At 56.8% G+C, this 26,453-nt stretch carries 25 protein-coding genes, 1 tRNA gene and 1 pseudogene; 13 read left to right on the forward strand and 14 right to left on the reverse strand.

The genetic code is table 11. The annotated features are described in order from the left end of the window. Positions 1 to 111 precede the first annotated feature (111 nt). Positions 112 to 202, forward strand: a tRNA-Ser gene (locus AC19YY_RS21790). 115 nt (positions 203 to 317) lie between these two features. On the opposite strand, the gene AC19YY_RS21795 is transcribed toward AC19YY_RS21790, so the two are convergent. The 7 genes and pseudogenes from AC19YY_RS21795 to AC19YY_RS21825 all read right to left on the reverse strand — a co-directional run bounded on the left by AC19YY_RS21795 (position 318) and on the right by AC19YY_RS21825 (position 10,353). Continuing rightward, entirely contained in the window at positions 318 to 554 is a 237-nt protein-coding gene (locus AC19YY_RS21795; RefSeq protein ID WP_500604845.1) for a site-specific integrase, read from the reverse strand. Between the two features lie 319 nt (positions 555 to 873). Further along, positions 874 to 1,083 (reverse strand): annotated as a pseudogene (locus tag AC19YY_RS21800) (hypothetical protein). A gap of 188 nt (positions 1,084 to 1,271) precedes the next feature. Beyond that, positions 1,272 to 6,224: a hemagglutinin repeat-containing protein gene (locus tag AC19YY_RS21805; protein ID WP_500604846.1), complete on the reverse strand. Its 4,953-nt coding sequence runs from the start codon at positions 6,222 to 6,224 to the stop codon at positions 1,272 to 1,274. A 104-nt stretch (positions 6,225 to 6,328) separates the two neighbouring features. After that, a complete protein-coding gene (locus AC19YY_RS21810; protein WP_500604847.1) occupies positions 6,329 to 8,041 on the reverse strand; it encodes a ShlB/FhaC/HecB family hemolysin secretion/activation protein in 1,713 nt (570 codons plus the stop codon). Between the two features lie 483 nt (positions 8,042 to 8,524). Next, the gene (locus AC19YY_RS21815; protein WP_178121766.1) at positions 8,525 to 8,935 is read right to left on the reverse strand and encodes a site-specific integrase; all 411 of its coding nucleotides are present in this window, start codon (positions 8,933 to 8,935) and stop codon (positions 8,525 to 8,527) included. Between the two features lie 186 nt (positions 8,936 to 9,121). Further along, on the reverse strand, positions 9,122 to 9,898 hold the full coding sequence (locus AC19YY_RS21820; protein ID WP_500604848.1) for a hypothetical protein: 777 nt from the start codon (positions 9,896 to 9,898) through the stop codon (positions 9,122 to 9,124). Between the two features lie 101 nt (positions 9,899 to 9,999). Continuing rightward, a complete protein-coding gene (locus AC19YY_RS21825; RefSeq protein ID WP_500604849.1) occupies positions 10,000 to 10,353 on the reverse strand; it encodes a siphovirus Gp157 family protein in 354 nt (117 codons plus the stop codon). A gap of 92 nt (positions 10,354 to 10,445) precedes the next feature. Between AC19YY_RS21825 and AC19YY_RS21830 the strand changes: the two genes are divergently transcribed. Beyond that, complete coding sequence (locus AC19YY_RS21830; RefSeq protein WP_262386288.1) at positions 10,446 to 10,571, forward strand: hypothetical protein; 126 nt, start codon at positions 10,446 to 10,448, stop codon at positions 10,569 to 10,571. A gap of 637 nt (positions 10,572 to 11,208) precedes the next feature. On the opposite strand, the gene AC19YY_RS21835 is transcribed toward AC19YY_RS21830, so the two are convergent. After that, positions 11,209 to 11,817 (reverse strand): hypothetical protein, encoded by a 609-nt coding sequence (locus AC19YY_RS21835; RefSeq protein ID WP_169954328.1) that lies wholly within the window; start codon positions 11,815 to 11,817, stop codon positions 11,209 to 11,211. 486 nt (positions 11,818 to 12,303) lie between these two features. On the opposite strand from AC19YY_RS21835, the gene AC19YY_RS21840 reads away from it, so the two are divergent. Then, entirely contained in the window at positions 12,304 to 12,864 is a 561-nt protein-coding gene (locus tag AC19YY_RS21840) for a hypothetical protein (protein ID WP_500604850.1), read from the forward strand. A gap of 76 nt (positions 12,865 to 12,940) precedes the next feature. On the opposite strand, the gene AC19YY_RS21845 is transcribed toward AC19YY_RS21840, so the two are convergent. Then, positions 12,941 to 13,471 (reverse strand): hypothetical protein, encoded by a 531-nt coding sequence (locus tag AC19YY_RS21845; RefSeq protein WP_500604851.1) that lies wholly within the window; start codon positions 13,469 to 13,471, stop codon positions 12,941 to 12,943. A gap of 50 nt (positions 13,472 to 13,521) precedes the next feature. Next, complete coding sequence (locus tag AC19YY_RS21850) at positions 13,522 to 13,962, reverse strand: PACE efflux transporter (protein ID WP_500604852.1); 441 nt, start codon at positions 13,960 to 13,962, stop codon at positions 13,522 to 13,524. 115 nt (positions 13,963 to 14,077) lie between these two features. On the opposite strand from AC19YY_RS21850, the gene AC19YY_RS21855 reads away from it, so the two are divergent. The 3 genes from AC19YY_RS21855 to AC19YY_RS21865 all read left to right on the forward strand — a co-directional run bounded on the left by AC19YY_RS21855 (position 14,078) and on the right by AC19YY_RS21865 (position 16,077). Beyond that, entirely contained in the window at positions 14,078 to 14,968 is an 891-nt protein-coding gene (locus AC19YY_RS21855; protein ID WP_169954324.1) for a LysR substrate-binding domain-containing protein, read from the forward strand. 278 nt (positions 14,969 to 15,246) lie between these two features. Further along, positions 15,247 to 15,684, forward strand: a complete 438-nt coding sequence (locus AC19YY_RS21860; RefSeq protein WP_169954323.1) for a hypothetical protein — start codon at positions 15,247 to 15,249, stop codon at positions 15,682 to 15,684. A 72-nt stretch (positions 15,685 to 15,756) separates the two neighbouring features. Next, a complete protein-coding gene (locus AC19YY_RS21865) occupies positions 15,757 to 16,077 on the forward strand; it encodes a hypothetical protein (RefSeq protein WP_169954322.1) in 321 nt (106 codons plus the stop codon). A gap of 47 nt (positions 16,078 to 16,124) precedes the next feature. Here AC19YY_RS21865 and AC19YY_RS21870 read toward each other — a convergent pair whose 3' ends face one another. From AC19YY_RS21870 to AC19YY_RS21880, 3 genes are all read right to left on the reverse strand, one after another. Further along, positions 16,125 to 16,643 carry a hypothetical protein gene (locus AC19YY_RS21870; RefSeq protein WP_170043082.1) on the reverse strand — a complete coding sequence of 173 codons (519 nt, stop codon included), beginning with the start codon at positions 16,641 to 16,643 and terminating at the stop codon, positions 16,125 to 16,127. A 259-nt stretch (positions 16,644 to 16,902) separates the two neighbouring features. Further along, positions 16,903 to 17,085, reverse strand: a complete 183-nt coding sequence (locus AC19YY_RS21875) for a hypothetical protein (protein WP_500604853.1) — start codon at positions 17,083 to 17,085, stop codon at positions 16,903 to 16,905. A gap of 60 nt (positions 17,086 to 17,145) precedes the next feature. Continuing rightward, on the reverse strand, positions 17,146 to 17,985 hold the full coding sequence (locus AC19YY_RS21880) for an endonuclease (protein ID WP_169954320.1): 840 nt from the start codon (positions 17,983 to 17,985) through the stop codon (positions 17,146 to 17,148). A gap of 175 nt (positions 17,986 to 18,160) precedes the next feature. Between AC19YY_RS21880 and AC19YY_RS21885 the strand changes: the two genes are divergently transcribed. The 6 genes from AC19YY_RS21885 (at position 18,161) to AC19YY_RS21910 (ending at position 22,653) form a co-directional block, all read left to right on the forward strand. Next, positions 18,161 to 18,586 (forward strand): hypothetical protein, encoded by a 426-nt coding sequence (locus AC19YY_RS21885; RefSeq protein WP_170043080.1) that lies wholly within the window; start codon positions 18,161 to 18,163, stop codon positions 18,584 to 18,586. A 167-nt stretch (positions 18,587 to 18,753) separates the two neighbouring features. Continuing rightward, on the forward strand, positions 18,754 to 18,960 hold the full coding sequence (locus AC19YY_RS21890; protein WP_500604854.1) for a hypothetical protein: 207 nt from the start codon (positions 18,754 to 18,756) through the stop codon (positions 18,958 to 18,960). Next, positions 18,957 to 19,772 (forward strand): aminoglycoside phosphotransferase family protein, encoded by an 816-nt coding sequence (locus AC19YY_RS21895; RefSeq protein ID WP_500604855.1) that lies wholly within the window; start codon positions 18,957 to 18,959, stop codon positions 19,770 to 19,772. The genes AC19YY_RS21890 and AC19YY_RS21895 overlap by 4 nt, the downstream gene beginning before the upstream one ends. Before the next feature lie 95 nt (positions 19,773 to 19,867). Continuing rightward, positions 19,868 to 20,200, forward strand: a complete 333-nt coding sequence (locus tag AC19YY_RS21900) for a DUF2790 domain-containing protein (protein WP_169954317.1) — start codon at positions 19,868 to 19,870, stop codon at positions 20,198 to 20,200. Between the two features lie 11 nt (positions 20,201 to 20,211). Next, the gene (locus AC19YY_RS21905) at positions 20,212 to 21,123 is read left to right on the forward strand and encodes a LysR family transcriptional regulator (RefSeq protein WP_500604856.1); all 912 of its coding nucleotides are present in this window, start codon (positions 20,212 to 20,214) and stop codon (positions 21,121 to 21,123) included. A gap of 273 nt (positions 21,124 to 21,396) precedes the next feature. After that, the gene (locus AC19YY_RS21910; RefSeq protein ID WP_500604857.1) at positions 21,397 to 22,653 is read left to right on the forward strand and encodes an OprO/OprP family phosphate-selective porin; all 1,257 of its coding nucleotides are present in this window, start codon (positions 21,397 to 21,399) and stop codon (positions 22,651 to 22,653) included. 177 nt (positions 22,654 to 22,830) lie between these two features. Here the strand turns inward: AC19YY_RS21910 and proP are convergent, their stop codons facing one another. After that, complete coding sequence (gene proP, locus AC19YY_RS21915; protein WP_169954314.1) at positions 22,831 to 24,333, reverse strand: glycine betaine/L-proline transporter ProP; 1,503 nt, start codon at positions 24,331 to 24,333, stop codon at positions 22,831 to 22,833. Between the two features lie 298 nt (positions 24,334 to 24,631). Between proP and AC19YY_RS21920 the strand changes: the two genes are divergently transcribed. Beyond that, on the forward strand, positions 24,632 to 25,966 hold the full coding sequence (locus AC19YY_RS21920; protein ID WP_169954313.1) for an EAL domain-containing protein: 1,335 nt from the start codon (positions 24,632 to 24,634) through the stop codon (positions 25,964 to 25,966). Positions 25,967 to 26,453: the final 487 nt, after the last annotated feature.

Consider the following 26,453-nt stretch of genomic DNA (forward strand, 5'->3'; position numbering starts at 1 on the left):
CATAACAGACGCTCTGTAACAAGCTATGCAGAGAGTTTGACAGTGTGTTTCATTCGGGTATTATGGCGCCCGCTGAGACAGGATGGGCTACTATAATCCTGTGTTGCACAAGGGAAATTGGCAGAGTGGTTGAATGCACCGGTCTTGAAAACCGGCGAACGTTAATAGCGTTCCCAGGGTTCGAATCCCTGGTTTCCCGCCAAGATTCATACGAAAGCCCCGCTTATGTGGGGCTTTCGTGTTTCTGGGGTTCGGCTGTGGCTGGCTTGTATTTGCTCGGTGTTCCATAACTATTATGGGACCGTTCCATAACTTTTCTATTTTGACGGCTTCGTAGTGGCGCCGAGCCTACTGTCAACGCGCTTTGTGATTTCCTGATTGCTCTGCCCCAGCAGCAGGCTTGCGTTGCCGATATCCACGATTTCCGACGCCGCCTTGGGTCGAATATCTTGCAACTGAAACCCGCCGATCTTCGCGGCGAGCGTCGGATCTCCTTGTTCGATAGTTTTCTCGCAAGCCATCTCTCGTGCCTTGTCCCAGCGCAAGCGCAACATCCCCTTCGTCATCCTTTTTCCATACTTGTTAATCAGCAGATCCTTGGAAGGGTGGGCGGCATTCCTCTCTGAAATTTCCCGAACTAGCCTGCCTCTTCTATTCCGCTGGCCGGCAGTGCCAGCCAGGACTGTCGGTGATTACGGCGCTGGCAGTAAGATCCACCTCTGCCAGCGCGCAATGGATCGTTAGGCAGTAGGTCTGACCCGGAAGGCCAGCAACCCTCCTGATGATAATGAGCTTCTCGCAGCGCTGCGCTCGAAAGAGTCCCACCTTTCTGACCGGGGAGTGGGGGCGTTAAGAGCTAACGGTCTCTGTTGATTAGTCAGGCGTCATAAGGACCGCCAGGGTCAGCTTGTTGAACTCTTCGTTGCGGTCGATGGTATCCAGTGCACCACGCACGTTGTCGGCCATTTCGGTGCTGCCTTGCTGCTCAAACCAGTTCGTAAGCTCCATGATGGCTGCTTCAAGGGCGAGTTAGTTTTCGTTGATTTTGGACAGCAGGGAAGGGAGTAAGTCAGCGTTCGGCATCGGTGTTCCTCCTTTGAGTGAACAGCGTAGGCTGATGATGGCGCAGATGTGCTTTTCGTGGAAGTCGATGGATTTCAGCGAGGGTTGGTTAACATAGAAAAACTCTAATTCACGCATACGGATTTTGGTGTTTACGCGATCAGTAGTGGAAGCAGGATAGCCTCCTGCTTCCACGAGTGGATTGCTAGTTAATTGGTTTGCTGATCAATCCCGGCCTGTAACGCCTGGCGATCACTGTGCCCGCCGACTCTCAGCGGTCCAAGGTTGAAGGCTTGATCCTTACGTATGGCGTCGTCCTGTTTCTGGGTCAATTCGTCCTTGGCGCCCAGCACCAGGTTGACCGGTGACTTCGACAGGTTCAGCCCGACATCCGCTCGGTAATCGCTGCCGGCCAACGTCGTTGCCGTCACCTTGGAACCACCCAGGTCGACCTTGCCCTGGTCCGAGCTGATCCGGGCGCCAGTCAGGTGGGTTTCGCCACTCACCTGCAGGTTGACGCCTTGCGTGCGGATGCCCGACGCTTGAGTGACGCTGTCTTTCACCACATGGCTGACGTCCAGGTTCAACGTCGGGGTGTAGGACGTGTTGCCGCTCTTGTCGCCGAACAGCACGTTTGCGGTGGTATTGGCCACCGAACTGCCGGTGGTGTTTTTGCCGCTGACGGCGTAGCTGTCAGTGGTTTTTGGCCAGGCCTTTTCCTTGAGGTCGGACAGGCGAGTACCCACGGCATCCTTCTTGTCCGCCAGGTAAGCCTTGGCTTTGTCCACGCTCGTACCGAAGGCGCCGCGGGGCTCGGGGTTCACGTCGTAGCTACCGCTGCGGGTGAGTTTTTCGCCCAGGCGTTCCTTGGCGTTACCAACGCTGTTGACCACGCTGTCCTTGGCCGAGGCCAGGTGCTCGGTGCCCTTGTCCACGGCGTTCTCGAGCTTTTCGCGATGCTTGTCAAACGCGCCCTCGGCCTTGGCTTGCACCTTGTCCTTGAGCGGGCCGCTGGCCTTGGCCAGTTTGTTGACCACGCCGGGCTGGTTTTTCTCGACATCAAGCTTGGCGTCGACGTTGACTTGGGTGCTGCTGACTTGATCCTTGCGGCTCTCAATGACGAGGTCGCCGCCGACATTGCCACTGACCTGCTCGGCCTCAATCCGCGCGCCGGCCAGATGGGTGTCACCGGCACTGTTGATCACCACCTTATTCGCCTTGATCAGGCTGTCGTGCTGGGTGGAGCCTTGCAGGTGATCCACGTCGACCTTGGCCCGCGCATTGATGCCGTGCTGGGTCTTGGGGGTGTCATGTTCACCGGCGTCGGCCAGGGTGGTTTTGCCGCCGCTGCCGCCTGCGCCCAGGGTCACGCCCCAGCTGTTATGCGCCTGGGTCGATTGCGCCGACTCTTGCAGGATGCCGCCGTTTTGCGCATCCAGATTGACGCTGTCAGCCACCACCTGAGTCCCCTGCAGGTGGATCGCATCCGCCGCGTTGGCGCCGCTGGTGAGGCTCACCTTGCCGTTGCTGTGCAACTGCCCGACGCTAACGCCTTGGTCGTTTTCGGCGACTTTGCCGATGTTGAAGTTGGCGCTCAGGCTGCCGGTGGTGCCGCTGCTTTCAGCGCTGCTGGTCTTGCCGGCACCGACCGTCAGGCCGCCGCCCAGGTTGCTGCCGCTGCTCACATGAGTATCGGTGGCTGCTTGCAGGTTCAGCTTGCCGCCAGCGTTGAGGCTGATGTCACCGGTCTTCGCGGTGCTGCTGCCGACCTTGGTGCCTTGCAGGGTCATGTCGCCACCGCTGCTGAGCTGGATCGGGCCGTTGCCCTGCAGCGTCGCGACACGCGCCTGGCTGTCCTGGGTGTTAAGGCGCTTGTCGTCCAGTTGCACACCGGCACCGAGGTTGACGTTCGTACCGTTGCTGCCCGGCGCCGTGCCCACGGTCAATGAACCGCTGCCACGCAGGCTGTTATTGGTGCTGCTCTGGGTATCGCTGGCCTGGTTCAGCGCCAATTCGCCACCGGCTTTGAGGTTGACGCCCGCCTGGCCGCCGTTGAACTGGCTGCCTTCATAACGCGCGTCGCCTTGGGTCTCGATGTTCACACCCTGGGTCCCGGCGTAGCTGCCGACCACCGCCGTGCTGCTGGATTCGCGCACATCGCTGCTGCCGCCTGCGCCATTGCCGCGCACGTTCAAGTCTTCACCGGTGGTGGTGTAGACGCGCACGCCCACTTTGGCGTCAACGCTTTGCTCGCTGCTGGTGTGGGTGTTGGCGGCCGCCGTGGCGAGGTGCTCGCCGGCATTGATCTTCAGCCCGCCCTCACTGGCGCGGTACTGGGTGCCTTCATCTTTCACGGTGTTGGCGACATTGACCTGCACCGTGCCACCGCTGAACTGGCTGACCACGGCGGTACTGTCCTGCTGTGTGCGGGTCTTGTTGGTATGGCCGACTTCCACATCGAGCCCGACATTCGGTTGCTCGAAGGCATCCAGCAGGCCGGGCTGATGGAATTTGGCCTGGGCCACGCCGTTGACGGCTTTTTCGATCGGCCGGGTGATGCCTTTGTATTCAACATTGGCGCCGACGTCGGCGGTCCAACCGTTCTCTTTGTGGGTGCCGGTCTCGGTGTTATGCGCCGCCTGGTTATCGACCTGCGCCGCGTTGACCTGCAACTCAGAACCGGCCTTCACCTGCGCGCCCTGGCTGGTCAGGGTGTTGCCGGCGTTGATCGTCAGCGTGCCGGCCGACGCCACGCTGCTGGTTTGCGCGGTGGTTTTGTGGCTGGTGTCATTGCTGCTCTGGTGGCTGAACTGCGCACCATTGCCGGCTCGGTCCAGGCCGCCGGTGTAATACACGCCGCCAGCGGTGGTGGTGGTGTCGGTTTGGCTCCGGGTGCTGTCATCGGTCGCCAATAGCTCGACGTTTTTGCCGCTCACGGTCGCATCGCCCTGGGTCGCCTTCAGCTCGGAACCCTTGATGCTAACGTCGCCACCGGCCGTGACGGCCAGGCTGCCGCCGCTGAGGCTGGAAGCTTGCTGCTGGGTGGTGTCGGTCTTGCTGGCGTGCTGCTGGTCTGCATAGTTCACACCCGCGCGGTACTGACGCGTGCCGTCGGCGGTCTCCTTGGCGTAGCCATCGAAACCCCGCGTGTGAGTGCTGGTAGTGGTGTGAGAGGTGTTTTCAGCCGACGCGACTTTGATGTCACCCTTGGCATTCGCTTGCAGTTCGCCTGCCGCAGAGACCTTGGAGCCGCTGACGCTGATGTCTTTGGCGCTTTGCAGTTTGAGGTTGCTGTCCGAGCGCAGGTTGCTGGCGACGACGGTGCTGTCCTTGAGGTTCTTGCGGCTTTCATCCTTGGTGATACCGAAGAACTTGCTGTCGTTGCTGTAGCTATTGTCGTGGGAGGTGTTTTGCACGCCGTCGATCACCAGCGAGCCTTTGTCGCTGATGACGCTGGCCTGTCGGCCACCACGCGCCTGGCTGCCATTGATGCGCACGTCGTCCGCCTTGACGATCAGCTTGCCATCGGCGTTGACCTTGCTGCCGGTGTTCAGGGTCTTGCCCTTATCGCCATCGCCGTTCTTGCCGAAGAAACTGCCGCCAGTCAGGTCGCCGGAGTAAGCGTTGTCGCTGCTGCGCTGGGTACGGCTGGCGCTGGTGATGTCGACTTGCCGAGCGGCCAATTGAATGTCGCCCGCAGATTTCAGTTCGGCGCCTTGCAGTTGCAGTTTTTGCTGGCTGGTCAGCTCCAGGGCTTTGCCGGCCTTGAGGCTGCTGGTGACGCTGCGCTGTTCGCTGCTGGAATTGTCCCAGTTGGCTTTCCACAGGTGCTTGCGGTGGTTGCCCTGGTCGCGGGTTTCGTGGGTTTCGGTGGCGGCGCTCAGTTGCAGGTCGGCGCCGCTGTTGATGCGCAGTGCGTCGCCTACTTCGACCTTGCTGGCCTTGATCTGGGTGTTGGCGCCGGACAACAGCGTGGCCTGTTGTTGTGCGACGACGTTGTTGCCGTGCTGACGCGAGTCCTTGTCGGTGGTGGTGCGGTCATAGGTTTCGTAGGTGAACAGGAAGTTGCTGTTGTTCCACTGCTCACGTTTTTCCTGAAGTTTTTTGCTTTCCAGGCTGCTGAGGGTGAGGTTGCGGCCGGCGTCGAGCTTGACGTTGCGCCCGCCGACGTCGGTGGCGGCGAGGCTCAAGTCTTTGGCACTGTGCAAGTCGACATCGCCCTGGCGGCTCTGCACACCGGCGCGGGTGGCGTCGAGGCTGTTGGCGTAGACCTGGCCGCTGATATCGAGGTTGCCGGCCGAGCTGACCTTCACCCCATCACGGCCCGCGACTTGCACCGCACCCACGCGCACCCCGGCACCTTCGGCGGTGCTGATGATGTTGATACGGCCGGCCTGCATTGCCCCGAACAGGCGGGCGTCGATACGCTGGTCCTGGGCTTTGCTCGCCGGGTCGACCTGGCGCACCTGGCCGCTGGCGTAGGCGACCTGATTGCGGCCGACCGTGAGGTTCAATTGGTCACGCGCACTGAGGCGCCCATCGCTGTCGATACGCGGCGCGATCAGGTTGATCGAACCCGCACCGTTTTGCAGGCCCTGGCCTTGCACCGTCAGTTGGCCGCTTGCATCGCGAGTGTTCAAGCCTTGCAGCTTGCCGTCGTTGAGTTCAGGGCGGCCCACTACCAGGTTGGCATTTGGGGTGTTGATGAAACTGCCGCCGTTGACGGAAATGCCATTGGGGTTGGCCAGCACATAATCGGCAGCCCGGCCAAAAATCTCCTGAGCGCCGTTGATGGCCGAGGCGTTGCGGCTCACCACTTCGTTGAGGATCACGCTCGCCGCCTGGCCCTGGAACTGCGGGTTGGCCGCCAGCTGCCCGGCGAGTTGCGATTGACCAGCCTGCAAGGCGTTGTTCAACACCACGCCCTGGCGGTCGACGTTGTAGTCCAGGAACTGGTTATGGGACAGGCCGCCGGCATTCGGCGCGACGATGTTGACGATGGGCACGCCGCCCTGGTTTTGCAGCTGCGGCGTACCGCCAGGCCCTTCGACGACGGTTAAGCCACCGGCCAGTACCAGCTGCGGTAGCAGGAACAGGCTGGCGATGGCCCAGCGCAGTTTGCCCTGGGGTGAAAGGTGAAACGTATGGGTGTCAGTCGGCATAAATAAATTCGCTCTGTGTTGGCTGATCCGCGACGTGCGTTGTTCGTTGCAACGCTGCTGTGGTGGTCAGGTACGGCGGTAAACTCAGGCTAAACAGGTGTTGCTCAAATCTGCACGCTAAGGCGCGTCAGCCAGACCTCCCGCTCCTGGCCAAACCCTGTGGGCGTGTTGAGGTTGCGTTGGTAATCGAGGTCCAGTTGCACGTTTTTCCAGCTCAGGTTGAGCCCTGCACTGGCACCGCTCAGGCGCTGGCTTTGAGCGCCGTGTTCGCGCTTAATCCAGCCGTTGTCCAGGCCCAGGCGCGGCGTGATTTTTACCGGCAGGTCGCTGGTGAGCGGCAGGCGCAAGGTGTTGCGCCATACCGCGCCGATGGCCCCGGACGCGATGTTTTCGCGGTAGCCACGCACCGCCGAATCGTCGGTGCCCAGCAGTTGTTCGATGGCAGGCAACGCATCCGGGCTGTATTGCGCCGACAGCTGGCTCTGCCACTGCCACGGTTGCCCCAGCCATTGGCCGTTGCGCCATTGGGTGAGGTTGGCGCGGTACTTATGGAATTGCGCCTGGGGCAGGTTTTTTTGCGTGTGGTCAGCATCACGGTCGGCGCCGAACCATGTCAGGCCTTGGGCGTAATTGACGTCGAGGTTCCACACTGCGCTGTTGAGCCAGAACAGATTCAGGCCAGCCTCGGCCACTGTCAGCGTCGGGCTCTGGATGCCTAAGCGAACCTTTTGCAGGTAGCTGTCGACGTCCTTGTAGGCCAGCTGCAGGTTGGCGCTGAGTTGATGGCCCTGGTCGCGCCACAGCACGCGGTCGGTGCGCAAACTGACCTGGTCGGTACGGCCGCTGTTGTAAAACGTTGCGCGGCTGAGCTTGTACGGCGAGCGGTATTCGTTGTGGCTGGCGAACAGGCTGTAAGTCCAGTACCCGTAAGGGATGGAATAAAACAGGCTGTTGCTGCGGCTGTAGCGCGGCCCGTGGTTGAGCGTGTCGCTGAAGCTCAGGTTGAGCGAATCGTTGAGCGTGAGCGGGCTGTCCAGGCTCAGGTTGATGGCATTGCGATCACGCCCCGTGCCGGCGCTGCCGAGGTTATCCACTCCAAGCCCCAGCCCCCAGCGTGACGCCGTGCTGCGCGAGCGCAGGATGATGCGCGAGGCGCCAGCTTCACTGCCAGGGGCGATGTCGGCGGTGAGGTCCACCGAACGCAGGCGGTTGAGCTGGTCCAGGCCTTGTTCCAAATCGCGCAGGTTCAGCGGCTTGCCGAGCATCCCGGGGAACGCGCCGCCTAACGACACCGGCAGGCTCTGGTCGGCCAGTTCGATGGCTTCGAGGTAGCCCTCTTCGACGTGAATATCCAGCGACTGCCCGGCCGCTGGCGGGCTGATCAGGTACGGGCGGCTGGCGATATAGCCGGCTTGCACATACAGCTGGGTGATCTCGGCCAGCAGGCGGTTGATCTGGGTGACGCCCATGCACGGCGCCACGTAGGGTTCGATGCGTTGGTTCAGCTCAGCCTTGCTGAACAGCGTGACCCCGGCCAGGCGCGTGCCACTTAGCGGCCAGCAGCGTTCATCCTTGGCTATGTCTGTTGGCAAGGCCGGCGTGGCCGCTTGCGTACCGAAACTACCGCGTTGCAGCTGCCGTTGGCGCTGCTCCAGGTGTAATTGCTGCAAGTCGCGCTGCTGTTGCTGCTGCAAGCGCAGCGCTTCCTGGCCCGCTTGCCGCCCATCGGCGGCGGCCGGCAGCGCGCACAGGCAGAGCAGGGCGACGCCCAGGCTCTGGATACAACACAGGCGTTGGGTTGAGGGCTGATTCGGCACTCGACATCCTTAACGTAGAAATACACACAATCCATACCCCTAGCCAAACGGTGAACTCAGGGATTTTGCATAGTTGAGCCATCATTAAACTGTCTGCTACATCAGTTGTAGGATTTTTTACGTAAAACGTGGGGAATGCAGCGTTATTCACAAAATAAATGCATAGAGGTGGTGCGGGAGGGCCAGGCGATAACTCCTTGGGCGTTTCATGAGGCGATTTTTACCCTCATTCTGCTGACTGACCGATCAATCCTACCTTTCAGACGTATTTACCCCTTTGCCTTTTACAAATGCCGCTGGGGGGCCATAGGACAAATGCCACGAATCGTGGGCAATTTGGTAGTTTGTGTGCTGGTCGGCAGGACGTCGGGGCGGGGAGTAAATCATTTCCGCAACCTGATGTGCACCCCTTGAGTTATGGAGCTTTTAGCGTATCGAAATATGGAGGGATACGAAAGCGCTAAAAAGGTTAACTTGCTGAATTTAAAGAAAAAATCGCCAGCCTTGAAAGTCGGCGAACGTTAATAGCGTTCCCAGGGTTCGAGTCCCTGGTTTCCCGCCAAGATGCAGATAAAAGCCCCGCTTATGCGGGGCTTTTGTGTTTCTGGGGGGCGGCTGTGGCTGGCTTGTATTTTTATGGAACCGTTCCATAACTTTTCTATTTTGACGGCTTCGTAGTGGCGCCGAGCCTTCTGTCAACGCGCTTTGTGACTTCCTGATTGCTGTGCCCAGCAGCAGGCTTGCGTCGCCGATATCCACGATTTCCGACGCCGCCTTGGGTCGAATATCTCGCAACTGAAACCCGCCGATCTTCGCGGCGAGCGTCGGATCTCCTTGTTCGATAGCTTTCTCGCAAGCCATCTCTCGCGCCTTGTCCCAGCGCAAGCGCAGCATCCCCTTCGTCATCCTTTTTCCCTGCTTGTTGATCAGCAGATACTTGGAAGGGTGGGCGGCATTCCTCTCTGAAATTTCCCGAACTAGCCTGCCTCTTCTATTCCGCTGGCCGGCAGTGTGAGCCAGGACTGTCGGTGATTACGGCGCTGGTAGTAAGACCCACCTCTGCCAGCGCGCAATGGATCGTTAGGCAGTAGGTCTGACCCGGAAGGCCAGGAACACCGGGCCGAATGGGAAGGTACTGACTTCCAGCTCATCCAGTGGGTTGAGCGTGTGTGTGCGACTCCCAGCATTGCTGTAGATCACATGGCTGCTCGATACGGCGATGTTGACCTTGCCGGCGGCCGCCTGGATCAGATTCACCCTGAACCCTTCAGTCACGTCATCACCAATGGTGAGCGTGACGTCAGTATCACTAATGACCAGGATCGACTTACCTGAATCAGCCATGGTCAGGGCCCTGCTGCTGATGATAGAGACGTTGGTGTGTACGTGGCCCCCAGCGTGGTAGCTGACCATTCGTGGGTCTGCGAAGACGCGGGCGAAGGCGCCGACATAATTGACACTGGCGCGCATGTCATCGAATTGCTCGACCACGTAGGTGCCGATGCTGCCTGATACTTCGGCGTTGGGATCCAGAACCCATTTGCGTCCTACCATCAGCCCGATCTGGGTGTTGGCACGTACGCCGGCACGCATCTCTTCAAGGAACAGCTGACTGATCTGGCCACCGCCCTTACCTTGGACATAGGTAAACCGCGCAATGGAGTGGCTGTCTCCAGTAGGGCTGCCCTGGGAGGTATCGACCTTGTAGTCGACAAAGTCCGCCGAGACGGTGGTGGTCGTTGTGTTGGCGTTTGGCGCCCAGGTGAAATCCAAGACCCTGCCGGTTTTAACCTGCTCTAACGAGGTGGTGGTTTGCGAGGTGGTAGTAGAGCCTGACTGCTTCAAATCATCGTTCATGTTACTCATCCTTAAGTGAAGTGCGTATGAGTGCAGGCCGAGCTGGCCCGAAGCGTATGATCACCGTCATAACGCCACTTTTGCTACAAAACCCTGTTGTCTTACTTGATCCGTATGGAGCTGTCACCGCGCGCGAGGTGTGCCCAGATGGGCTCTTCGAGTAGTTCGTGTTCTGCATCTTCACCGGCGGCCATGCGTTTTCGTACGGCTACGTTGTGCTCTCGGATTTCCTTGAACTTGGCCGTGACGGTGCGCTTGTCGGGAGAGAACACGGTATTGGTGTCGATGACGTCGCCCGGGATATCGTCCTCTTTATCGACGATGACCTTTTCGGGCGCTAGAGCCAAAGTGATCGTGAACAAGGGCCGCCTGATCGTTTTTGTATCGGTGGCCTCTATGTTTTTGCGCAGGTACTCGACGAGCTTGCCGACGGTGTTCTTCCTGGTGTCGGCCATCGCTTGGAGTTCGGCGAGTTTGCCGGTGGCCTGATGATTTTGGACCCTTCAATCGGGCGCTATGATAGCGCCCAAATCTGAGGTGTCTGGATATGCGTCAATCGTCTTCGAATGAGTTCGAGCTCAAGGCTGCCAGCATGGTGCTTGATGAGGGTCAGCCGGTTACCGAGGTCTGTGCCAGCCTGGATATCGGCCCCTCTGCTCAACCCAGTTCGTAAGCTCCATGATGGCTGCTTCAAGGGCGAGTTGGTTTTCGTTGATTTTGGACAGCGGGGAAGGAAGCAGGTCTGAGCTCGGCATCGGTGCTCCTCCTTGGAGTGAACAGCGTAGCAGTTGGTGTTTGGTACGCCTGCTTTAGGGGTTTCTCCTTTCGATCAATGGCAGCCTCTCACCGACACTCCGTTTTAGGCGGTTCGACGCCCTTTCCAGTAATCGCTTACCATGGCTCACGGACTTTAATTTTCAATCATTAAATGTTTCTGAGTAATGAAAGGGTTTATATCCAATGCCCTCGTATTGACATTGCTCTATGCACTTTCAAATGGAGTGTCCGCTGAAACACCGAGCACAGCGAGGCGGAGGGTATCAGATAAGGCCAAGGTGATTTCCTTTTCGAGTGATGGCATTTAGCCAAGATCCTAGCTCAGTAATTTGAGATATCAAATCTCGGCCCTGCATTTCAGCTGCCAGAATCGCTCCTGTTTTTGGAGACTCTCGATGACCGCTTTTGGCCGATTTCTGCCGGTGACAACCGACTGAAAACGGCCAATAGCTGACACTCCGTTTGTCTACAAATCCAGGAGCGCTTCACTGCGTAGCCGATGAAACGACTACTTTTTAAAAACTGCTAATCTTTCACTTCCGTTGATTAAAAGATCGCTTAAAACTCTGATTGATTGACATACTAAATATGGCTCGGTCAACTGTGAAATCTAATGTGTCGGATACGGCGATTAGTGACCTTAATTCTTCAGGGAAGTCTTCGATGCTAGCGCATACCGTTGGAATCAAATATCGAAAGTAGTCTCCAATTTCCGCGTCTCCCTCATAACCAATCGGATTGTCTTCGCTGGACACGTAATCTTCTAGCGCGTGATAAACATAGAAGCCTTTTATTGATGGAAGTGAATACTCCGTGAGCTCTTGATAAAAGTTCGAACTCTCTAAGACTATGCGTTCCATTTCGTCGCGCGACGAGGGTTTGAGGTGCCTGCGAAACCTATATATATCTAAAAGAGTTCGACCTTCCTTGTTTTTTGGATAACTTTGAAACTCACGCGACTCTTCCCACATAAACTCATTTATACTGTCGAGTTTTTCCTCTAGCTCTGGAATAGCCAACAAGCTCGAAGGGATAGGACCGAAACAGTTATTCACCATTACAGCTATACGCCCATGTCGATCCATGGCGAACCACGTGAAGATAGTCCCAAAACTTGGCTGCCAATCTTTATCTAACGGCATTACTTCACCTCTGGTAAAACGTGTATATCGCCTGAGATTATTATCGCCAGTGCTGGATTGGCCCTGTTACAGAAACTTTACTGATCCAGGATCCTACCCTGTGAACTATTACCAGCGCTAGATATTTACTGACGGGATGGGGCAGTGGCATAGGCCTCTGGGTCAATTCGACGTCAGTTTCAACAGGCTCGTGCCTAACGTCCACTTTTTCCTGCTTTTGCACGGTATGATCAACGTCAGCTTGCGGCCAATAGGAGCCGCTGGACAGCTTGGGCAGGTGTTGTCGTTCAGCGTTTGCCTTCAACGTTCGCGGGTTCGCACTGGGTTGGGGCAAAGAGAGCATAGCGGCGGCCTTTTCTCTCTCCCGAAGTGCGCGTGTACAGTCTGTCCTGTTATGCTGATTCAGCCGTCCGGCGTGTAGATAAGATGCTATACGGCAGTAAGTGACAGGTATGTTGGCTAATTGATAATTAGGGAAAACTGAGTATGCGTCGTTTAATAGCCAACGGGTTTGCGTTTGTCAGCATTGCTATACTCTGTTGCAGCTGCACATCTTATTCGTCCCAGCCGACAATCAACGAACCCGTTGAACCCGAAACACAAGAAATTATCTCCAGCTTCAGTTACGCAATAAATTCTCCATGGAAAGACAGTCGCTTCGGCAAGGACGCATACGCAGCGACACTCAACGTTATTCCCGGTGCGCAGGATAAGAACTCCAGCCTTGCCGCCCCGAGCCTGCCAGCATTAGAAATAAAGATCTCGGAGTTCTCATCTGGCGGCGCTTGCGGACAAGATTACTTGACGGGTCTGAGTCTGGGTTTGATCCCCAGTTGGTGTACGCGGACAAACCTTTTCAAGTTTGATTTTATATTGAATAAGGACCAGCGCTTTTGCAGGCAGAAAACCTACTCGATAAACTCCACGTCGTTTTCACATCTGACGATGATTCCGTTTGCACTTCTCAATACGGGCAATCAGCCATTGACGCTCTATCAGGCGACGCTTAAAGATTTTCTTCGCAGAGGTCAATGTGCGACGCGTTGAGAGGCTGCTTTTGGCCGTTTGCTGCCTATCATGAGGTCCGCAATCGGCCAAACGCTTACGTTTATATCAGTAGGGGTCATGTAGCAACGTAGACAAGAACCGGCTGGAGGCAAGTGAGCGGCGGTGCCGAATCAAGTATTTCGGTAGGTTCACACCATGGATAGCTGCGACCTTGAAGCCAGTCCATTATTTTTCGCATATGCTGGGAAGGACACTCCAACATGTGTTCGATGGTAATGGACAGCTGAGTGGCCAAGCCGCTTTGCGGTGAAAAGATCCAATGATATTCCCCGCAGCCTACACGTAACTCCCCAGTCGCTTTTGTTGACATGCCAACCAGCCATTTGCACTTATGAACATTGGCGTCGGGCTTTGGCGCGTCACCGAGGCAGAATGTATAAACGTTCTCATATTGCAGGCTAAAGCTGCGTACTAGTACGTCAGCAATATCTTCGCGCCCCTGGACGTTGGGAGGAAAAAGGACGTTGCCTCTCTGCACTAGCACGTTAAGAGCTGCGTCTAGACTGAAAGCATGTTGCAATAAGTCAGGCCGATTTCCGTCCTTACCGAAGATGTAGCTCTCAATCGCTCTGGTGGCATTTTTCATGGACAAATCCTGATGCTGCTACAGATTGGCGAATCTGGATTCCGCGTGAATTATGGGTTAACCGAAACTTCCCCCTTCGCGGAATTTGGTACATCGAACATCCTATCGAAGACCCACTGAAACGCCAGCGCGTAAAAGAAGAAGAAAACGAACAGCCCCAGATCGGTGACCAGTGCAGCCCACCAAGAAATCTCCAGCCACCATGCCACCAGTGGTACCAACATTAGAACTAGCCCACCCTCAAAGCCCAGTGAGTGCAGCAAGCGTCTGCCCAACGTGCGAGCACGCTGTGGCTGACGCGCTTCCCAGAGTTCAAAAGCGTAGTTAAACAGCACGTTCCATAGCAGCGCGCATACAGATAACATCACCGACAGCGCACACGCATGGGCCAAACCTTCGTCGTATATCAACGAGATGCTGGGCGATAGCACCGCAACAGCGATTGATTCATAGAGGATGGCTTGAAGAATTTTTCGCGAAGGTCCTTGCATGGTTTTTTCCCAAGGGTGGGGAGATCGAATACCTGCAACGGTATCGCTGCGTACACACCAAGAAAAATGAGATAAATTAAATATTCATCAATTCAATTCATCTAGGGAACGATGCGTGTTTTCGACTCTTCCGCTTAACGCGCTGCGCACCTTCGAGGCGGCTGCGCGACTGGGTAGCTTTAAAGCGGCAGCTGAGGAACTCTCAGTCACCCCCGCGGCCATTTCCCATCAGGTCAGGATGTTGGAAGCCCGCCTCGGAGCGATGCTGTTCAAGCGAGCTGGTCAAGGCGTCGCATTGACCGAAGAGGGCGAGTTGCTATATCGCCAGACTCACCGCGCCTTGTTAGACATTCGCCGCAGCCTGGAGGCTTTTTATCCGGACACCGTTCCCCAAACCCTAACCATTTCCACTACGCCGGGCTTGGCCGCTGCCTGGCTAATTCCACGACTGGGTGGTTTCTATCGAAGCTTTCCACAAGTCAAGGTGCGGGTCGATACAGGTAACGAACTAGTCGATCTACTGCGTGATTCCAGTATCGATGTCGCTATTCGTTCAGTCAGCCGCGACGACCCGAAGTTGTTCTGTCAGGAGCTAATGAAAGAGCAATTCTCTGTTTACGGCGCCCCAGGCCTGGTGGCCTCGTTGAATGTAAATCAGATCGAACTGATCAACTTACACTGGAAAATTCCGGGAGCATTCTCAATCAACTGGGAAAGCTGGTGCGCGGCCGCAGAATGCCAGACCTGGCTTGAAACGGCGCAGATGCGTGAGTTCGACGATGAGTATTTTGCCTTGAGCGCTGCGATTGCTGGTCATGGGCTGGTGCTGGCAAGCAATGTACTGGTCGCCGACAGCCTCAGGCATGGAGAATTAGTGGCCTATAGACCAGAAGTAAGCCTGCTTGGTCCGCGTTACGTTGCGGTGTGCGTGCCAGGACGGGAGCGGCAGGTGCCTGTGAGTGCGTTCCTTATGTGGCTGGCAGGAGCCGCTCTGCAGGACGGCTGACGATACTCGGCCTACACTTTTTTGAGCGCGGGCATACGATAAGTCTCAGGACTCGTGTGCTATTCGGGAGCTTGTGTTCTGTCGGCAGGACGCCGGGAAGGGGGTCAAAACAGTTGAGTAGGTAGCACGTTGAACCGCAAGGGTATCAGCTAAACAATCGGCGCAATCACTACTTGTTTTACAACGGGGCAATGAGCCATTAGCACATCTGTGCTAATTCCCCAGCAAGGGCATCAATGCTAACTTTTTTACTTTGTTTTTATTGTGAAAGAGGTTTTATGTTTAATCGCATCTCGAAGGTGTTGCTGGTTGCCACAATAATTCCGGTTATCTTGCTTGTTAATGGTTGCCGGGTGATTGCTCAGGAGCGATGGGTGGGAAGGTCAGATCAGGAAGCCTTGAACCTATTTGGTAAACCAGCAGCAGTCAAGAAGGTAAAGGGCGCGAATGGAGAGGAACTTATTGTCCTGACATGGGAGAAGTCTTCAAGCTGGACCAATACCGAAGCTGCAGGAACCTCGATGAATCATACCGGTAACGGCATGGTGTACACGGAGTATTATGAAACTGTAGGGCACAGTTCTGATTGTACGATTGAGGCCACCGTCAACCCGTTTGGCAAGATTGTGGATTTCAAGATTGATAATGGCCGTATAGTCAGTAATAAGTGTAAAAATATTCCTTACGTCCCTGGTTACATTCCGCCGGGGTTCTAGAGTATCTGCTACATCTTTACGGGGTCGAGCATCCCGCGCCCTGTTACAGAGCAACAACTAAGGATGGTGATCATGAATTACAAATGCCTGTTGCCCATGCTCCTGCTGGCTGGTTGTGTTTCCCAACCTAATCACCAAGGTATCAACTGGGGGGAGGGAGCCTGCCCAAAACCCGCTCCAGAAAGCATCTCCGCCACCCATCATCTGGTGATTGAAGACGGTAAGACGCTGAAGTGCCAAATCCGTCCTTATGTCTGGAACATGGCTTGCCAAGGGATTGTTGACGGGGAAACTGAAGGTGTGGTTTGCCAGGATAATGGGGGGAACCAGATGATTTTCCTGTTTGACGACAAAGGCGTGCTTACTACGCATCGCAGCTTGAAGGCAGGTTAGGGGGGGGCCAGCTGTTCCAGCCAGTCATCTCAAACCTGGAAAAACCGTCAATAAAATGCGGCGCCTGTTATGACGATGCCTTTCGTATTGCTGGTTTTATAAATCTTGACTAAACCCTTATTGCTGTCGCCACTGAAGTGACATATTTTTATTTCCTTGTTTAGCTCTGGCTCAAAAATCTCAATGCCGCGGCAGCTATTTCTACCGCCAGGGGATTGTGTATATGCCGTTGTGTAAGTGCTTTGAGTTCCGTCGGATAAATAAATTAAAAGTGAGAGCGGAATTTGTAGGGTTAGCAGGCACACTAAAAATAATGCCAGTGGAAGTGCTGTAATCTTTTTTAGGGTGTTTATGAGGTTTCCAGACAATATGTCTTTTTTAAAGATGATAAAGCCTAACGAGCTTATAGCTGCCAAGATTAATGAGCTGGTGATATAGATTTTTTGAAAGTTTGGCTTGAAAAAAATCACTGAGTAAATATGGCTACGCCATGCGAAAAGCAATGAAATAGTCAGCATCGTTCCAAAAATCATAGGCACCAAATAGAGGTACGAGTTCTTTTTCAATTTTTGCTGCTCTCTATCCTCGGTGCCAGAATTATAGGCATCTTGTGCATTCAGTTTCCTCCCGCAGATCGCTCGCCACGAGTCCTGAACCAGTATCCCGCGATCTTAACAGCGTTGATTTCCTGAAACAGAATGCCGCCCATCATACGGGGGAGACGTTTTATCAAAGTAGTTCAGGCAGCTATGGTTGCGGCGCGCACCTGCGGGTTCCGGAATCCAAGCCTGAGTAACCTCTACCGAAAGCGGCCGGATTTCGGGCTCACATGCCCAGCGTAGGAATGGTCACCTCGCCACACTCTATGAGTTGGCCAGCGGTCAGTTGAAGCACATCATTGGGTTTTGCGGCGTACCCGGCAATAAAGCCGATGGACACCAAGGCGATACAGAGCAGGGATCTTCTGAAAATCATTAGGAATTCGCTGAGTTGTTGGTGTGAAAACATGCAGCACTGATTCCCGATTGTGCAAAAGGTTCCTGGCGCGCTGGCTCTGCAAGGCGCCTCTTACGACAGCAGCACCACACGAGCACTCTCGAAAAGCACGGGCCGTACAAGGATTTTGTAGCTGTCAGCATCGAACGACTGCGATGGCAAGGCCGGCGCCAATCGGGCCTCGGCCTCGCAGGCGTAAGTCCCGATGTACCGCCAGTTATCCACGACGTGGTATTGCTCCAACTGGCCATGGCGTTCGTGCAGTGCAATGGCGGCGGGGTATGGCCAGCGATGGACGGCCCAGTGGGCCAACGCCTGCAGCAAACGCTCGGTGTGGGCTGCATGGGTTTCATCGCCCCGGCATGCCCCGGCGCATTTACGGATCTGCGCACGGAAACAGCCCTTCGCGCTGGGTGGTTCTATACCCAGCAGGCTATGGCAGAGGCGGTGCTCGTCGGCGAGCAGGATCAACGCTTCGATTGCCATGCGTCGGCTGCGAAACAGCCCGTACAACTGCGGCCCCTCGGCCAGCGCGGTGGTGTCGATGATCTGCAGTTTGCCCCCGTGCAGGCGTAGCGAGCACAGGCGGCGCTGCCGGCGCAGGCGCTTGTTCTTCAAAGGCTGCATCTCTTTGATCAGGCGCGACTCCAGCAACAGCGCACCGATTTCTCCCGCGGTTTGCTGATATTCGATCCGCTGTGCCTGGCGCAACATGCGCGCTTCTTCGGGGGTACGCAGGTGCGCCAGCAGGCGGCTGCGGATATCGACACTTTTACCGATGTACAGCGGCATCGATTCACCTTGCGCGTAGAAAAAATACACGCCGGGCGCACGCGGTGCCGCCTCGGCCTGGGCGCGAAGGTGGGCAGGGTATTCAAAGGGTGGGGCGGGGAGAGTCGGGCGTAGAGGCATGCCGGATATAGTGCGGCATCAACTGGCTGAAAGGGTTGCCGCCGGTCGGTCCAGTCTCGCGGCAGTCGATAGTGATCAGGCTTGCGGGGCCGATTTTAATGCGCTGATCGCCGTGGGAGAGGGGGCATGATACCTTTGCGCGCAATGTGGCTAATTGGCATCAGGGAGTGATGGAATGGAATACAACACGGCACTGCTGGTCGCTGCCGGGCTTAACCTGCTGGTGGCGCTGATGCATATCGGGGTCATCATCAAAGGGCCGTCCTGGTATCACCTGTTTGGTGCGGGCGAGCGCTTTGTACGTGCAGCCAAGGCCGGTCGCCGCTTCCCGGCGGTGGTGACGGCGGGGATTGCCCTGGTGCTCGCCGCGTGGTCGGCCTATGCGCTGTCCGGCGCCGGAGTGATCGACCCCTTGCCCCTGCTGCGCCCTGCGTTGTGCGTAATCACCCTGGTGTATCTGTTGCGTGGTCTGCTGGGCCCGTTCGTGTTGGCCGGCACGGGCCGTAGTACGCGCTTTATCATGATCAGCTCGGGGATTTGCGTGGTGTACGGGCTGGTGCACCTGGTGGGGTTGGCGCAGGTGTGGAATACCCTGGCCTAGGGCTGGCAACGCGTGCGCTATCGCAGCCTCGGCCAGTTTTGCTGTACGGGCAACCAGGGCATCTCGGTGGTTGATTCTCGTCAACTCCATGCAGCACTGTTCTTGCGCTTTTCAGGACCGACGGGCGCAAGTGTGTAGATGCCGTCACCATTTCCAGGGGAAAACCAATGAAGTACCTGCGCACCTTGAATGTCGCAATGGAACGCTTTGTGAGGCGGTTTACCCGCACGCAGTTCCTGTGCGCTGCCATTGCGTTCACCGCGCTCAACTTCTTATTGGACTACACCGTTGCTTCATATACCTCCCTCTACCTGTCCATGCTCAGCGGTTGGCTGTTTGCCATGGGCTTTGTGAAGTTCCCGCCTCAGCCATGATGTGTCTATTTGATCAATACCTGGAGCGATGGGACCTGACCGTCGATGGCGATGCATTCGCCTCGCGCAATGGCAATCTATTGCCTGTTCGCCAGGACGGTGTGCCGGCCATGCTCAAGGTCTCCCAAGTGGCCGAGGAGCAAGCCGGCAGCGTGCTGATGGCCTGGTGGGACGGTGACGGTGCAGCGCCGGTGCTGGCCTATGACGGGGAGGCCCTGCTGATGGCGCGTGCGCTGGGCTCGGCTTCGCTTGTACAGATGGCCAACGGCGGTCGCGATGACGAGGCCACGCGCATCCTTTGTGGCGTGGCCGCGCGCCTGCATGCGCTACGGGCCAAGCCGATTCCCGCGCTGGTTCCCCTGGCGCGGTGGTTCGAAGCGCTATGGCCGGGGGCGGCGAGGCACGGCGGGGTCCTTGCGCAGTGCGCCAGCACCGCCCGCGATCTGCTGGCGGCGCCCCAGGATGTCGCGGTACTGCATGGCGATATCCACCATGGCAATGTCCTGGATTTTGCCGCGGCCGGCTGGCTGGCTATCGACCCCAAGGGCCTCTACGGCGAGCGCGGCTTTGATTACGCCAACCTCTTCTGCAACCCCGATCAAAGCGCCCTGGCTCCCGAGTGCTTTGCGCGGCGGATCGAAGTGGTCGCCAAAGCCTCTGGAATCGAGCGGCGTAGGCTCCTGCAATGGGTGCTCGCCTGGGCAGGTTTGTCGTCGGCCTGGATGCTCGAAGACGGTGAAGAGCCGGGAATCACCCTCGGGGTGGCGCACCTGGCGGCGGCGGCACTGGGCGGTGATTATCGTCAGGCTTAGTTGCACATAACAGAAAGGTAATCTTTAAGCTACCTTGGTGAAAGGGTCGGTTAGTTAATCTCAAGTCTGGAAAAATGACTTGAGAGATAAATCTGATGAACCTGTTGAAACTAAGTATTGCTGCATTGGCGTTGTCATTATCCACGGTCGCGTTCGCCACAAACGGCGGTGATCGTGGGTATGAGAAGTTGATGAGCGATAACCAGCAAGCCATGGCTGCTTATGCTCTAAAACAAGGTAAGGAACAACCCCAGGTCCAGGACTATCGCTATGGCATGAAACTGGACATCGCCAAGGTGGTCAACGTGACCCCTAAGATCAGCTCCTGCGACATCGTCCCGTCGCGCATGACTTATGAGGACTCGAGCGGCAAGCTCAACACAATCGAATATCAAGTCATGGGGCAGTGCCGTAATAATGGCCGCTGAAAGGTTGCCCTATGACTGCGCAGGCACCGTTGATTGACCGCGAGCTGGCGCAGCGTTTTCTGACATGCGCACGCTGTGCCAGCTTTCGCCAGGCGGCCCGTAGCCTGAATATCCGTACTGCAGAACTGCGCAAGCAACTGGCCCAGTTGGAGGGGCGGCTGGGTAGCCCGCTGTTTGTATTACGAGAAAATGCCCTACGCCTGACCCTCAAGGGGCAGCGCCTGCAAGCGCTGCTGATAGCGCGGTTTGGCGATGTTCAACCACAAGTGGGCGCCGTGCCTCAACCGCTGTTGCGTCTGGCCGTGGAAGACTCCCTCATGCACGACCTGCTGGCGCGTGAGGTGCTGGATTTTATGCGCAAACACCCGGCAATGCAGTTGGAAGTCATCCCGCTGACGGGCGAGCCAACACGCCAGGCGGATGTCATGGTGTGGTTGGCGGATGCTGACCGTCCTCGTCCCGCGCCGGGGTTTGCCATGACCACGCCGCAACGTCTGGCGCGCATTGACTTCAGCCCGCATATGGCCAAGCGTTACTGTCGCGGCAACCGTTTGCCGACGCAAATTGCGCACTTGTCCGACTTTATGCTGGTGCAAGGCCGTATGAATGCGCCGGTTGCGGCGTTTGCACCCTGGAACCGCCTGGTCAAACAGCGCCAGCGCGCAGTGGCCCAGGTGCATTCCCAGGCGTGGGTGCAGGAGTGGGTCAGGCACAGTGCCTGTGTCGGTTTGTTACCGGACTACATCGGCCATTTGGATAAAAACCTGCTGGCCCTGACCCCCTTGTTTGGTGAGCCTATGGAACGGCTGGCATGGCTGTCCACGGCGCCCTTGACCGCTGAGCAACCCCATGTGCAAGCGCTGGTGGCGTTGATTCACAAAGTGTTCGAAGAACGGCGTGACTGGTTTGAAAGAGTCATCTAAGTTGGTATTGGTTTTAACCATTCTGAAATATTCGATGTGAATGCCTGTGTAACTTGTAATTCCCTTGTTTATAAGGTCCTTGTCGCGGTTAAAGGGCAAGAAATATCCATGGTCACAAAACTGTCTTGTGAATAAATCCAAAATGTCATTTGGTCTTTGGAAACTCCCCGTCGCCAAGTAATACTTAACGATAGTGAGGGGAAGTTGATGTCGATTAGTTATTCAAAGTGCGTTCGGTTAACTCAATTCAGCCTGGCGGTGGCGGGGAGCGTATTGGCCATTTCGGCGCAGGCAGGCACGGTAACCACCGATGGCGCCGATATTGTGCTCAAAACCAAGGGCGGCCTGGAAGTGGCCACTGCCGACAAAGAGTTCAGCTTCAAGCTGGGCGGGCGTATCCAGGCCGATTACGCCCGGTTTGATGATTACTACACCCGTAACGGCAACACGGCGGACGCCGCGTATTTTCGGCGTGCCTATCTGGAGTTTGGCGGCACGGTCTACAAGGACTGGAAATACCAGATCAACTACGACCTGTCCCGTAACGTGGGCAATGACAGCGCAGGTTACTTCGACGAAGGCAGCGTGACCTACACCGGGTTCAATCCGTTGAATGTAAAAGTAGGGCGTTTCTACACCGATTTTGGCTTGGAGAAAGCCACCAGTTCCAAATGGGTCACGGCCCTGGAGCGTAACCTTTCCTACGATGTGGCCGAGTGGGTCAACGACAACGTCGGCATGGGCGTACAGGCCAACGGCGTGGTGGGACAGATGGCCTATTTGTCCGGCAGTGTGTTCAGCGAAAACAACAACGACACTGACGGCGACAGCGTCAAGCGCTACAACCTGCGCGGCGTGTTTGCGCCACTGCACGAATCCGGCAATGTGTTGCACGTAGGGCTGCAATACGCCTACCGAGACCTCAAGGACGCCGCCATCGACACGCGCATCCGCTCACGCATGGGCATGCGTGGCGTCGAGACCAACGGCGGCAACAGTGCCGGCACCAATGGCACCCGCTCGGTATTTGGCGGGAGTGCGTCCCAGCAAGGCTTGTGGCAGGACGACTCGGTGTGGGGCCTGGAAGGTGCTTGGGCGCTGGATGCGTTCTCGGTGCAGGGTGAGTACCTGCGACGGACCCTCAAGGCCGATGCAGCACAGAGTGACATCAAGGCCAGCGGCTACTACGCACAACTGGCCTATACCCTGACCGGCGAGCCTCGCATCTACAAACTCGATGGCGCCAAGTTCGACTCCATCAAACCGCAAAACAAACAAATCGGCGCCTGGGAGGTGTTCTACCGCTACGACGCGTTTACCGTCGAAGACGATAATGTCGTGGTCAGCACCAATGTGCGCCAGGTAGGTGACAGCCAGGGCAAGGCGCATACCCTGGGCGTCAACTGGTACGCCAATGAGGCGGTCAAGGTCAGCGCCAACTACGTCAAGGCCCGCACGGATAACGTCAGCAACACCCTGGGTGATGACACCGGTGATGGGGTGGTGATGCGCCTGCAATACGCTTTCTAAGCCACAGGTTCCGAAATCAGATGAGCCCCGGCGAGTCGGCGATACTGTCGACTGGTCCGCCGTCATCCCCTGTAGGAGCGGGCTTGCCCGAGAGGGCGGTGGTTCAGTCACCATTGTAGGTGGCTGATCCACCGCTATCGCCGGCAAGCCAGCTCCTACATTTGTTGTGTAGCGCAATCAGTCAATCCGCGGATGCTGTTGCGCCAGGTTCTGGCGCTTGGCTTCCAGCTCGGCGATCTGTTCGTCGAGGTCTTCGATCTTCTGTTCGATATTGTCGTGATGCTCCTGCAACAGCTCCCGTGCCTCTTCCATGTCCGACGCTGCCGGGGCCGCGCCGCGCAGGGGTTTGTTGGCGGTTTCCTTCATGGTCAGGCCGGTGACCAGGCCCACCACGGCAATGACCATCAGGTAGTACGCAGGCATGTACAGGTCGTTGGTACTTTCCACCAGCCAGGCCACGGCGGTCGGGGTCAGGCCGGCGATCAGTACCGAGATGTTGAACGCACTGGCCAGGGCGCTGTAGCGGATGTGGGTGGGGAACATCGCGGGCAGGGTGGACGCCATCACGCCGATAAAAAAGTTCAGCACCACCGCCAGCATCAGCAAGCCTGCAAAGATCAACCCGAGCTTGCCGCTGTTGATCAGCATAAAGGCCGGAATAGCCAGGGCCAGCAGGCCGATACTGCCGGCGATGATAAAGGGCCGGCGCCCGACCTTGTCGCTGATAAAGCCGATCATGGGTTGCACGAACAGCATGCCGACCATGATCGCGATGATGATCAGCACCCCGTGGTTTTCGCTGTAGTGCAAGTTGTGCGTCAGGTAGCTGGGCATGTAGGTGAGCAGCATGTAATAGGTGACGTTGGTCACGGCCACCACGCCGACACAGGTCAGCAGGCTGCGCCAATGCTGAGTGGCGACCTCCTTGAACGATACGCGCGGGCCACGTGCCAGGCCTTCGCGGTCGCCCTGTTCAAGCTTTTCAACATGCTGTTGGAAGGCTGGGGTTTCTTCCAGGGCGTGGCGCAGGTACAAGCCGATCATGCCCAGGGGCAGGGCTAGGAAGAACGGCAGGCGCCAGCCCCACTCCTGGAACTGTTCTTCACCTAGCACGCTGGAGATCGCCACCACTACGCCCGCACCGAGCACAAAGCCTGCGATGGAGCCGAAGTCCAGCCAACTGCCGAGGAAGCCGCGCTTGCGGTCGGGGGCGTATTCGGCGACGAAGATCGAGGCCCCGGTGTATTCACCACCCACCGAGAAGCCCTGGGCCATCTTGGCCAACAGCAACAGGATCGGGGCCCAGATGCCAATCGAGGCATAGGACGGAATCAGGCCGATGGCAAAGGTGCTGATGGACATGATCACGATGGTGGCCGCGAGGACTTTCTGCCGCCCGTACTTATCCCCCAGCGCACCAAAGAACAGGCCACCCAGTGGGCGGATCAGGAACGGCACGGAAAAGGTCGCCAGCGCCGCGATCATCTGCACGCCAGGGTCGGCGCCGGGGAAGAACACCTTGCCCAGCACATAGGCCACGAAGCCATACACCCCGAAGTCGAACCACTCCATGGCATTGCCCAGTGCTGCGGCGGTGATCGCCTTGCGCATCTTGGCGTCGTCGACAATGGTGATGTCTTTCAACCCGATTGGGCTGACACTTTTCTTGCGTGATTTCATACAGGTCACTCTGTCACTGAACGGTGTCGATGCCATTGTTTTAATGGCATGGTCTATTCGGTCAGATACATGAGGACACGAAATAATTCACCGCTTAATGTTTTTTTTCCTGTAGGAGCCGGCTTGCCGGCGATATTCGTCAACGCTGACGCAGCACAACTGCCCTGATACCCACCGCACAGCGCTCCGTTATGGTCGCCCACCCCGCAGACAAGGGTGCTTTTAGTCCCAATCCTATTTGCTTCTTTTTTGCCACTGATAAGCTTTTTTCCTGGAAAAGTATCGGGAAATTCTTGTCATGATCGTAAATGCCGCCGTACCCAACGAGTTCAACGCCCTACGCGTTATCACGTTGGCAACCGACGCCACCTGTGCCAATTGGCTGTCCGGCGCGTTGAGCAGTATGGGCGTTACAGCGCTGGCCAACGCTAAATCCTTGAGCGACGTAGAGGCCTGGCTGGTCGACCAGCCGGTGGACGTCATCTGCTGCGAAATTCGTCCGGGGTCTGATGATGGGCTGATGCTGCCAAGCCTGCTCAAGGGGCTGCACGAAGCCGGCGCCGTGGCGCAGTTGCCGAGCATCTTCTGGACCGGTGAAGCCACCTTGAATGCGCAGGTGCGTGCTGTGGAAGAGGGCGGCGTGGCTTCCCTGCATGGCGGCACCCCGCAGCGCTGGATCAAGCACATGGGCGGGGTCGCCATCAGTGCGTTGGAGTCCCATGCCCGATTGGCCCGCGCCGCCGGGATTCTGGTGGAGATCCTGCGCGAAGGCGCAACCCTGGAACTGGGCGATGCCTTGCGAGCCGTGATGCTGACCCGCGCGAAACCGGACCCGCAGTTGCACATGACCACATTCGACGCCTTGGCCGAGGATGAAGTGATCAATGCGCTGACCACGGGGGAGGGCTTACGCTTTGTGTTCCAGCCACAATTCGAGCTGTTGAGCCGGCGTGTAGTGGGAGCCGAGGCATTGGTGCGCTGGAAGCACCCGCGCTTTGGTGAAATCCCGCCGTCGGTGCTGATGCCGTTGGTTAACCGACTGGGCCTGGACCTGTTGCTGTTCAGCCTGGTGGAAATGTGGAGCATCCGGGCGATGCTGGCCCTCAAGCGTGAAAACATTCTGATCCCCATCGCGGTGAATGCCTCGGCAAAAACCATTTGCACCCCATATTTTGCCGACCGCCTCGCCACACGGATGCAGCAGGCCGAATTGCCAAACCACTTGCTGAAAATCGAGCTTACCGAGGACGTACCCGAACCGGACGAACTGCATCTTTCCGCATCGCTGACGGCAATCCGCGCCAAGGGTTTCCAGGTGTCCCTGGATGATTTTGGTACCGGCGCGGCCACGTTGAACCTGTTGGCGAACCTGTCGTTCGATGAGATGAAAATCGACGGCTCATTCGTGCGTGCCGTAGAGCAGCACTCGTCATCACGCAAGGTGATTGCGGGTATCGTCAGTTGGGCCGGCCTGCTGAATCTGAACCTGGTGGCCGAGGGCATTGAGGATGAGTCCACGATCCCTCTGCTGCATCGCCTGGGCTGCCGCGTCGGGCAGGGTTATGCGCTGGCGCGGCCGATGGAAATCGAGGCCTTTTTGAGCTTCCTGATTGAGCGGGGGAAACACCCGTAAACATACTTCTGTCTGTGTGGCTCTGGGAGGAGGCGGTTTTTAGGAGTGCTCTTATTTCAATTGTTTCGCCATGGCTTTAAATTTCCATCATCGATTTTTTTAAATTGTATGCCGCTGGAGTTAACTGCTCTGCCCATTCGATAACCACTGCTGGATGTCTTGAATCTCAAAAAGTCGACTACTTGCCTGGCAACTTAAAGTTTGCCGGTGGGTGTTGTATTGCCTGATCGAAAGTTCGCCTGTTTGTTTTTAATGTGCGATGGCTCAGTTGCACGGATGGAATTGATGTTGTAGGTCCGTCTTCCCTGGCGGCAACTTACCAATGATGAGATAGCGTTATTTTTCATCTTTTTGCTCGTTATACAGAGGGCGGTTGCAGGAGCTGAGTGCAACACGGTCATTGAATTGAAGCTGGAGCATCATGCCGCATAGCCATGGCCTTCTGCATCACCTCGCCCATAACTTCGATTGGGCATTTGAAGTCGAA

It is taken from the genome of Pseudomonas sp. MF09156 (genome assembly GCF_059862305.1).

Coding starts and splice junctions, on each gene's coding strand:
- AC19YY_RS21795 (WP_500604845.1), bottom strand. CDS start 554: ATGTTGCGCTTGCGCTGGGACAAGGCACGAGAGATGGCTTGCGAGAAA.
- AC19YY_RS21805 (WP_500604846.1), bottom strand. CDS start 6,224: ATGCCGACTGACACCCATACGTTTCACCTTTCACCCCAGGGCAAACTG.
- AC19YY_RS21815 (WP_178121766.1), bottom strand. CDS start 8,935: ATGCTGCGCTTGCGCTGGGACAAGGCGCGAGAGATGGCTTGCGAGAAA.
- AC19YY_RS21820 (WP_500604848.1), bottom strand. CDS start 9,898: ATGAACGATGATTTGAAGCAGTCAGGCTCTACTACCACCTCGCAAACC.
- AC19YY_RS21825 (WP_500604849.1), bottom strand. CDS start 10,353: ATGGCCGACACCAGGAAGAACACCGTCGGCAAGCTCGTCGAGTACCTG.
- AC19YY_RS21830 (WP_262386288.1), top strand. CDS start 10,446: ATGCGTCAATCGTCTTCGAATGAGTTCGAGCTCAAGGCTGCCAGCATG.
- AC19YY_RS21835 (WP_169954328.1), bottom strand. CDS start 11,817: ATGCCGTTAGATAAAGATTGGCAGCCAAGTTTTGGGACTATCTTCACG.
- AC19YY_RS21840 (WP_500604850.1), top strand. CDS start 12,304: ATGCGTCGTTTAATAGCCAACGGGTTTGCGTTTGTCAGCATTGCTATA.
- AC19YY_RS21845 (WP_500604851.1), bottom strand. CDS start 13,471: ATGAAAAATGCCACCAGAGCGATTGAGAGCTACATCTTCGGTAAGGAC.
- AC19YY_RS21850 (WP_500604852.1), bottom strand. CDS start 13,962: ATGCAAGGACCTTCGCGAAAAATTCTTCAAGCCATCCTCTATGAATCA.
- AC19YY_RS21860 (WP_169954323.1), top strand. CDS start 15,247: ATGTTTAATCGCATCTCGAAGGTGTTGCTGGTTGCCACAATAATTCCG.
- AC19YY_RS21865 (WP_169954322.1), top strand. CDS start 15,757: ATGAATTACAAATGCCTGTTGCCCATGCTCCTGCTGGCTGGTTGTGTT.
- AC19YY_RS21875 (WP_500604853.1), bottom strand. CDS start 17,085: ATGTTTTCACACCAACAACTCAGCGAATTCCTAATGATTTTCAGAAGA.
- AC19YY_RS21880 (WP_169954320.1), bottom strand. CDS start 17,985: ATGCCTCTACGCCCGACTCTCCCCGCCCCACCCTTTGAATACCCTGCC.
- AC19YY_RS21885 (WP_170043080.1), top strand. CDS start 18,161: ATGGAATACAACACGGCACTGCTGGTCGCTGCCGGGCTTAACCTGCTG.
- AC19YY_RS21890 (WP_500604854.1), top strand. CDS start 18,754: ATGAAGTACCTGCGCACCTTGAATGTCGCAATGGAACGCTTTGTGAGG.
- AC19YY_RS21895 (WP_500604855.1), top strand. CDS start 18,957: ATGATGTGTCTATTTGATCAATACCTGGAGCGATGGGACCTGACCGTC.
- AC19YY_RS21900 (WP_169954317.1), top strand. CDS start 19,868: ATGAACCTGTTGAAACTAAGTATTGCTGCATTGGCGTTGTCATTATCC.
- AC19YY_RS21905 (WP_500604856.1), top strand. CDS start 20,212: ATGACTGCGCAGGCACCGTTGATTGACCGCGAGCTGGCGCAGCGTTTT.
- proP (WP_169954314.1), bottom strand. CDS start 24,333: ATGAAATCACGCAAGAAAAGTGTCAGCCCAATCGGGTTGAAAGACATC.
- AC19YY_RS21920 (WP_169954313.1), top strand. CDS start 24,632: ATGATCGTAAATGCCGCCGTACCCAACGAGTTCAACGCCCTACGCGTT.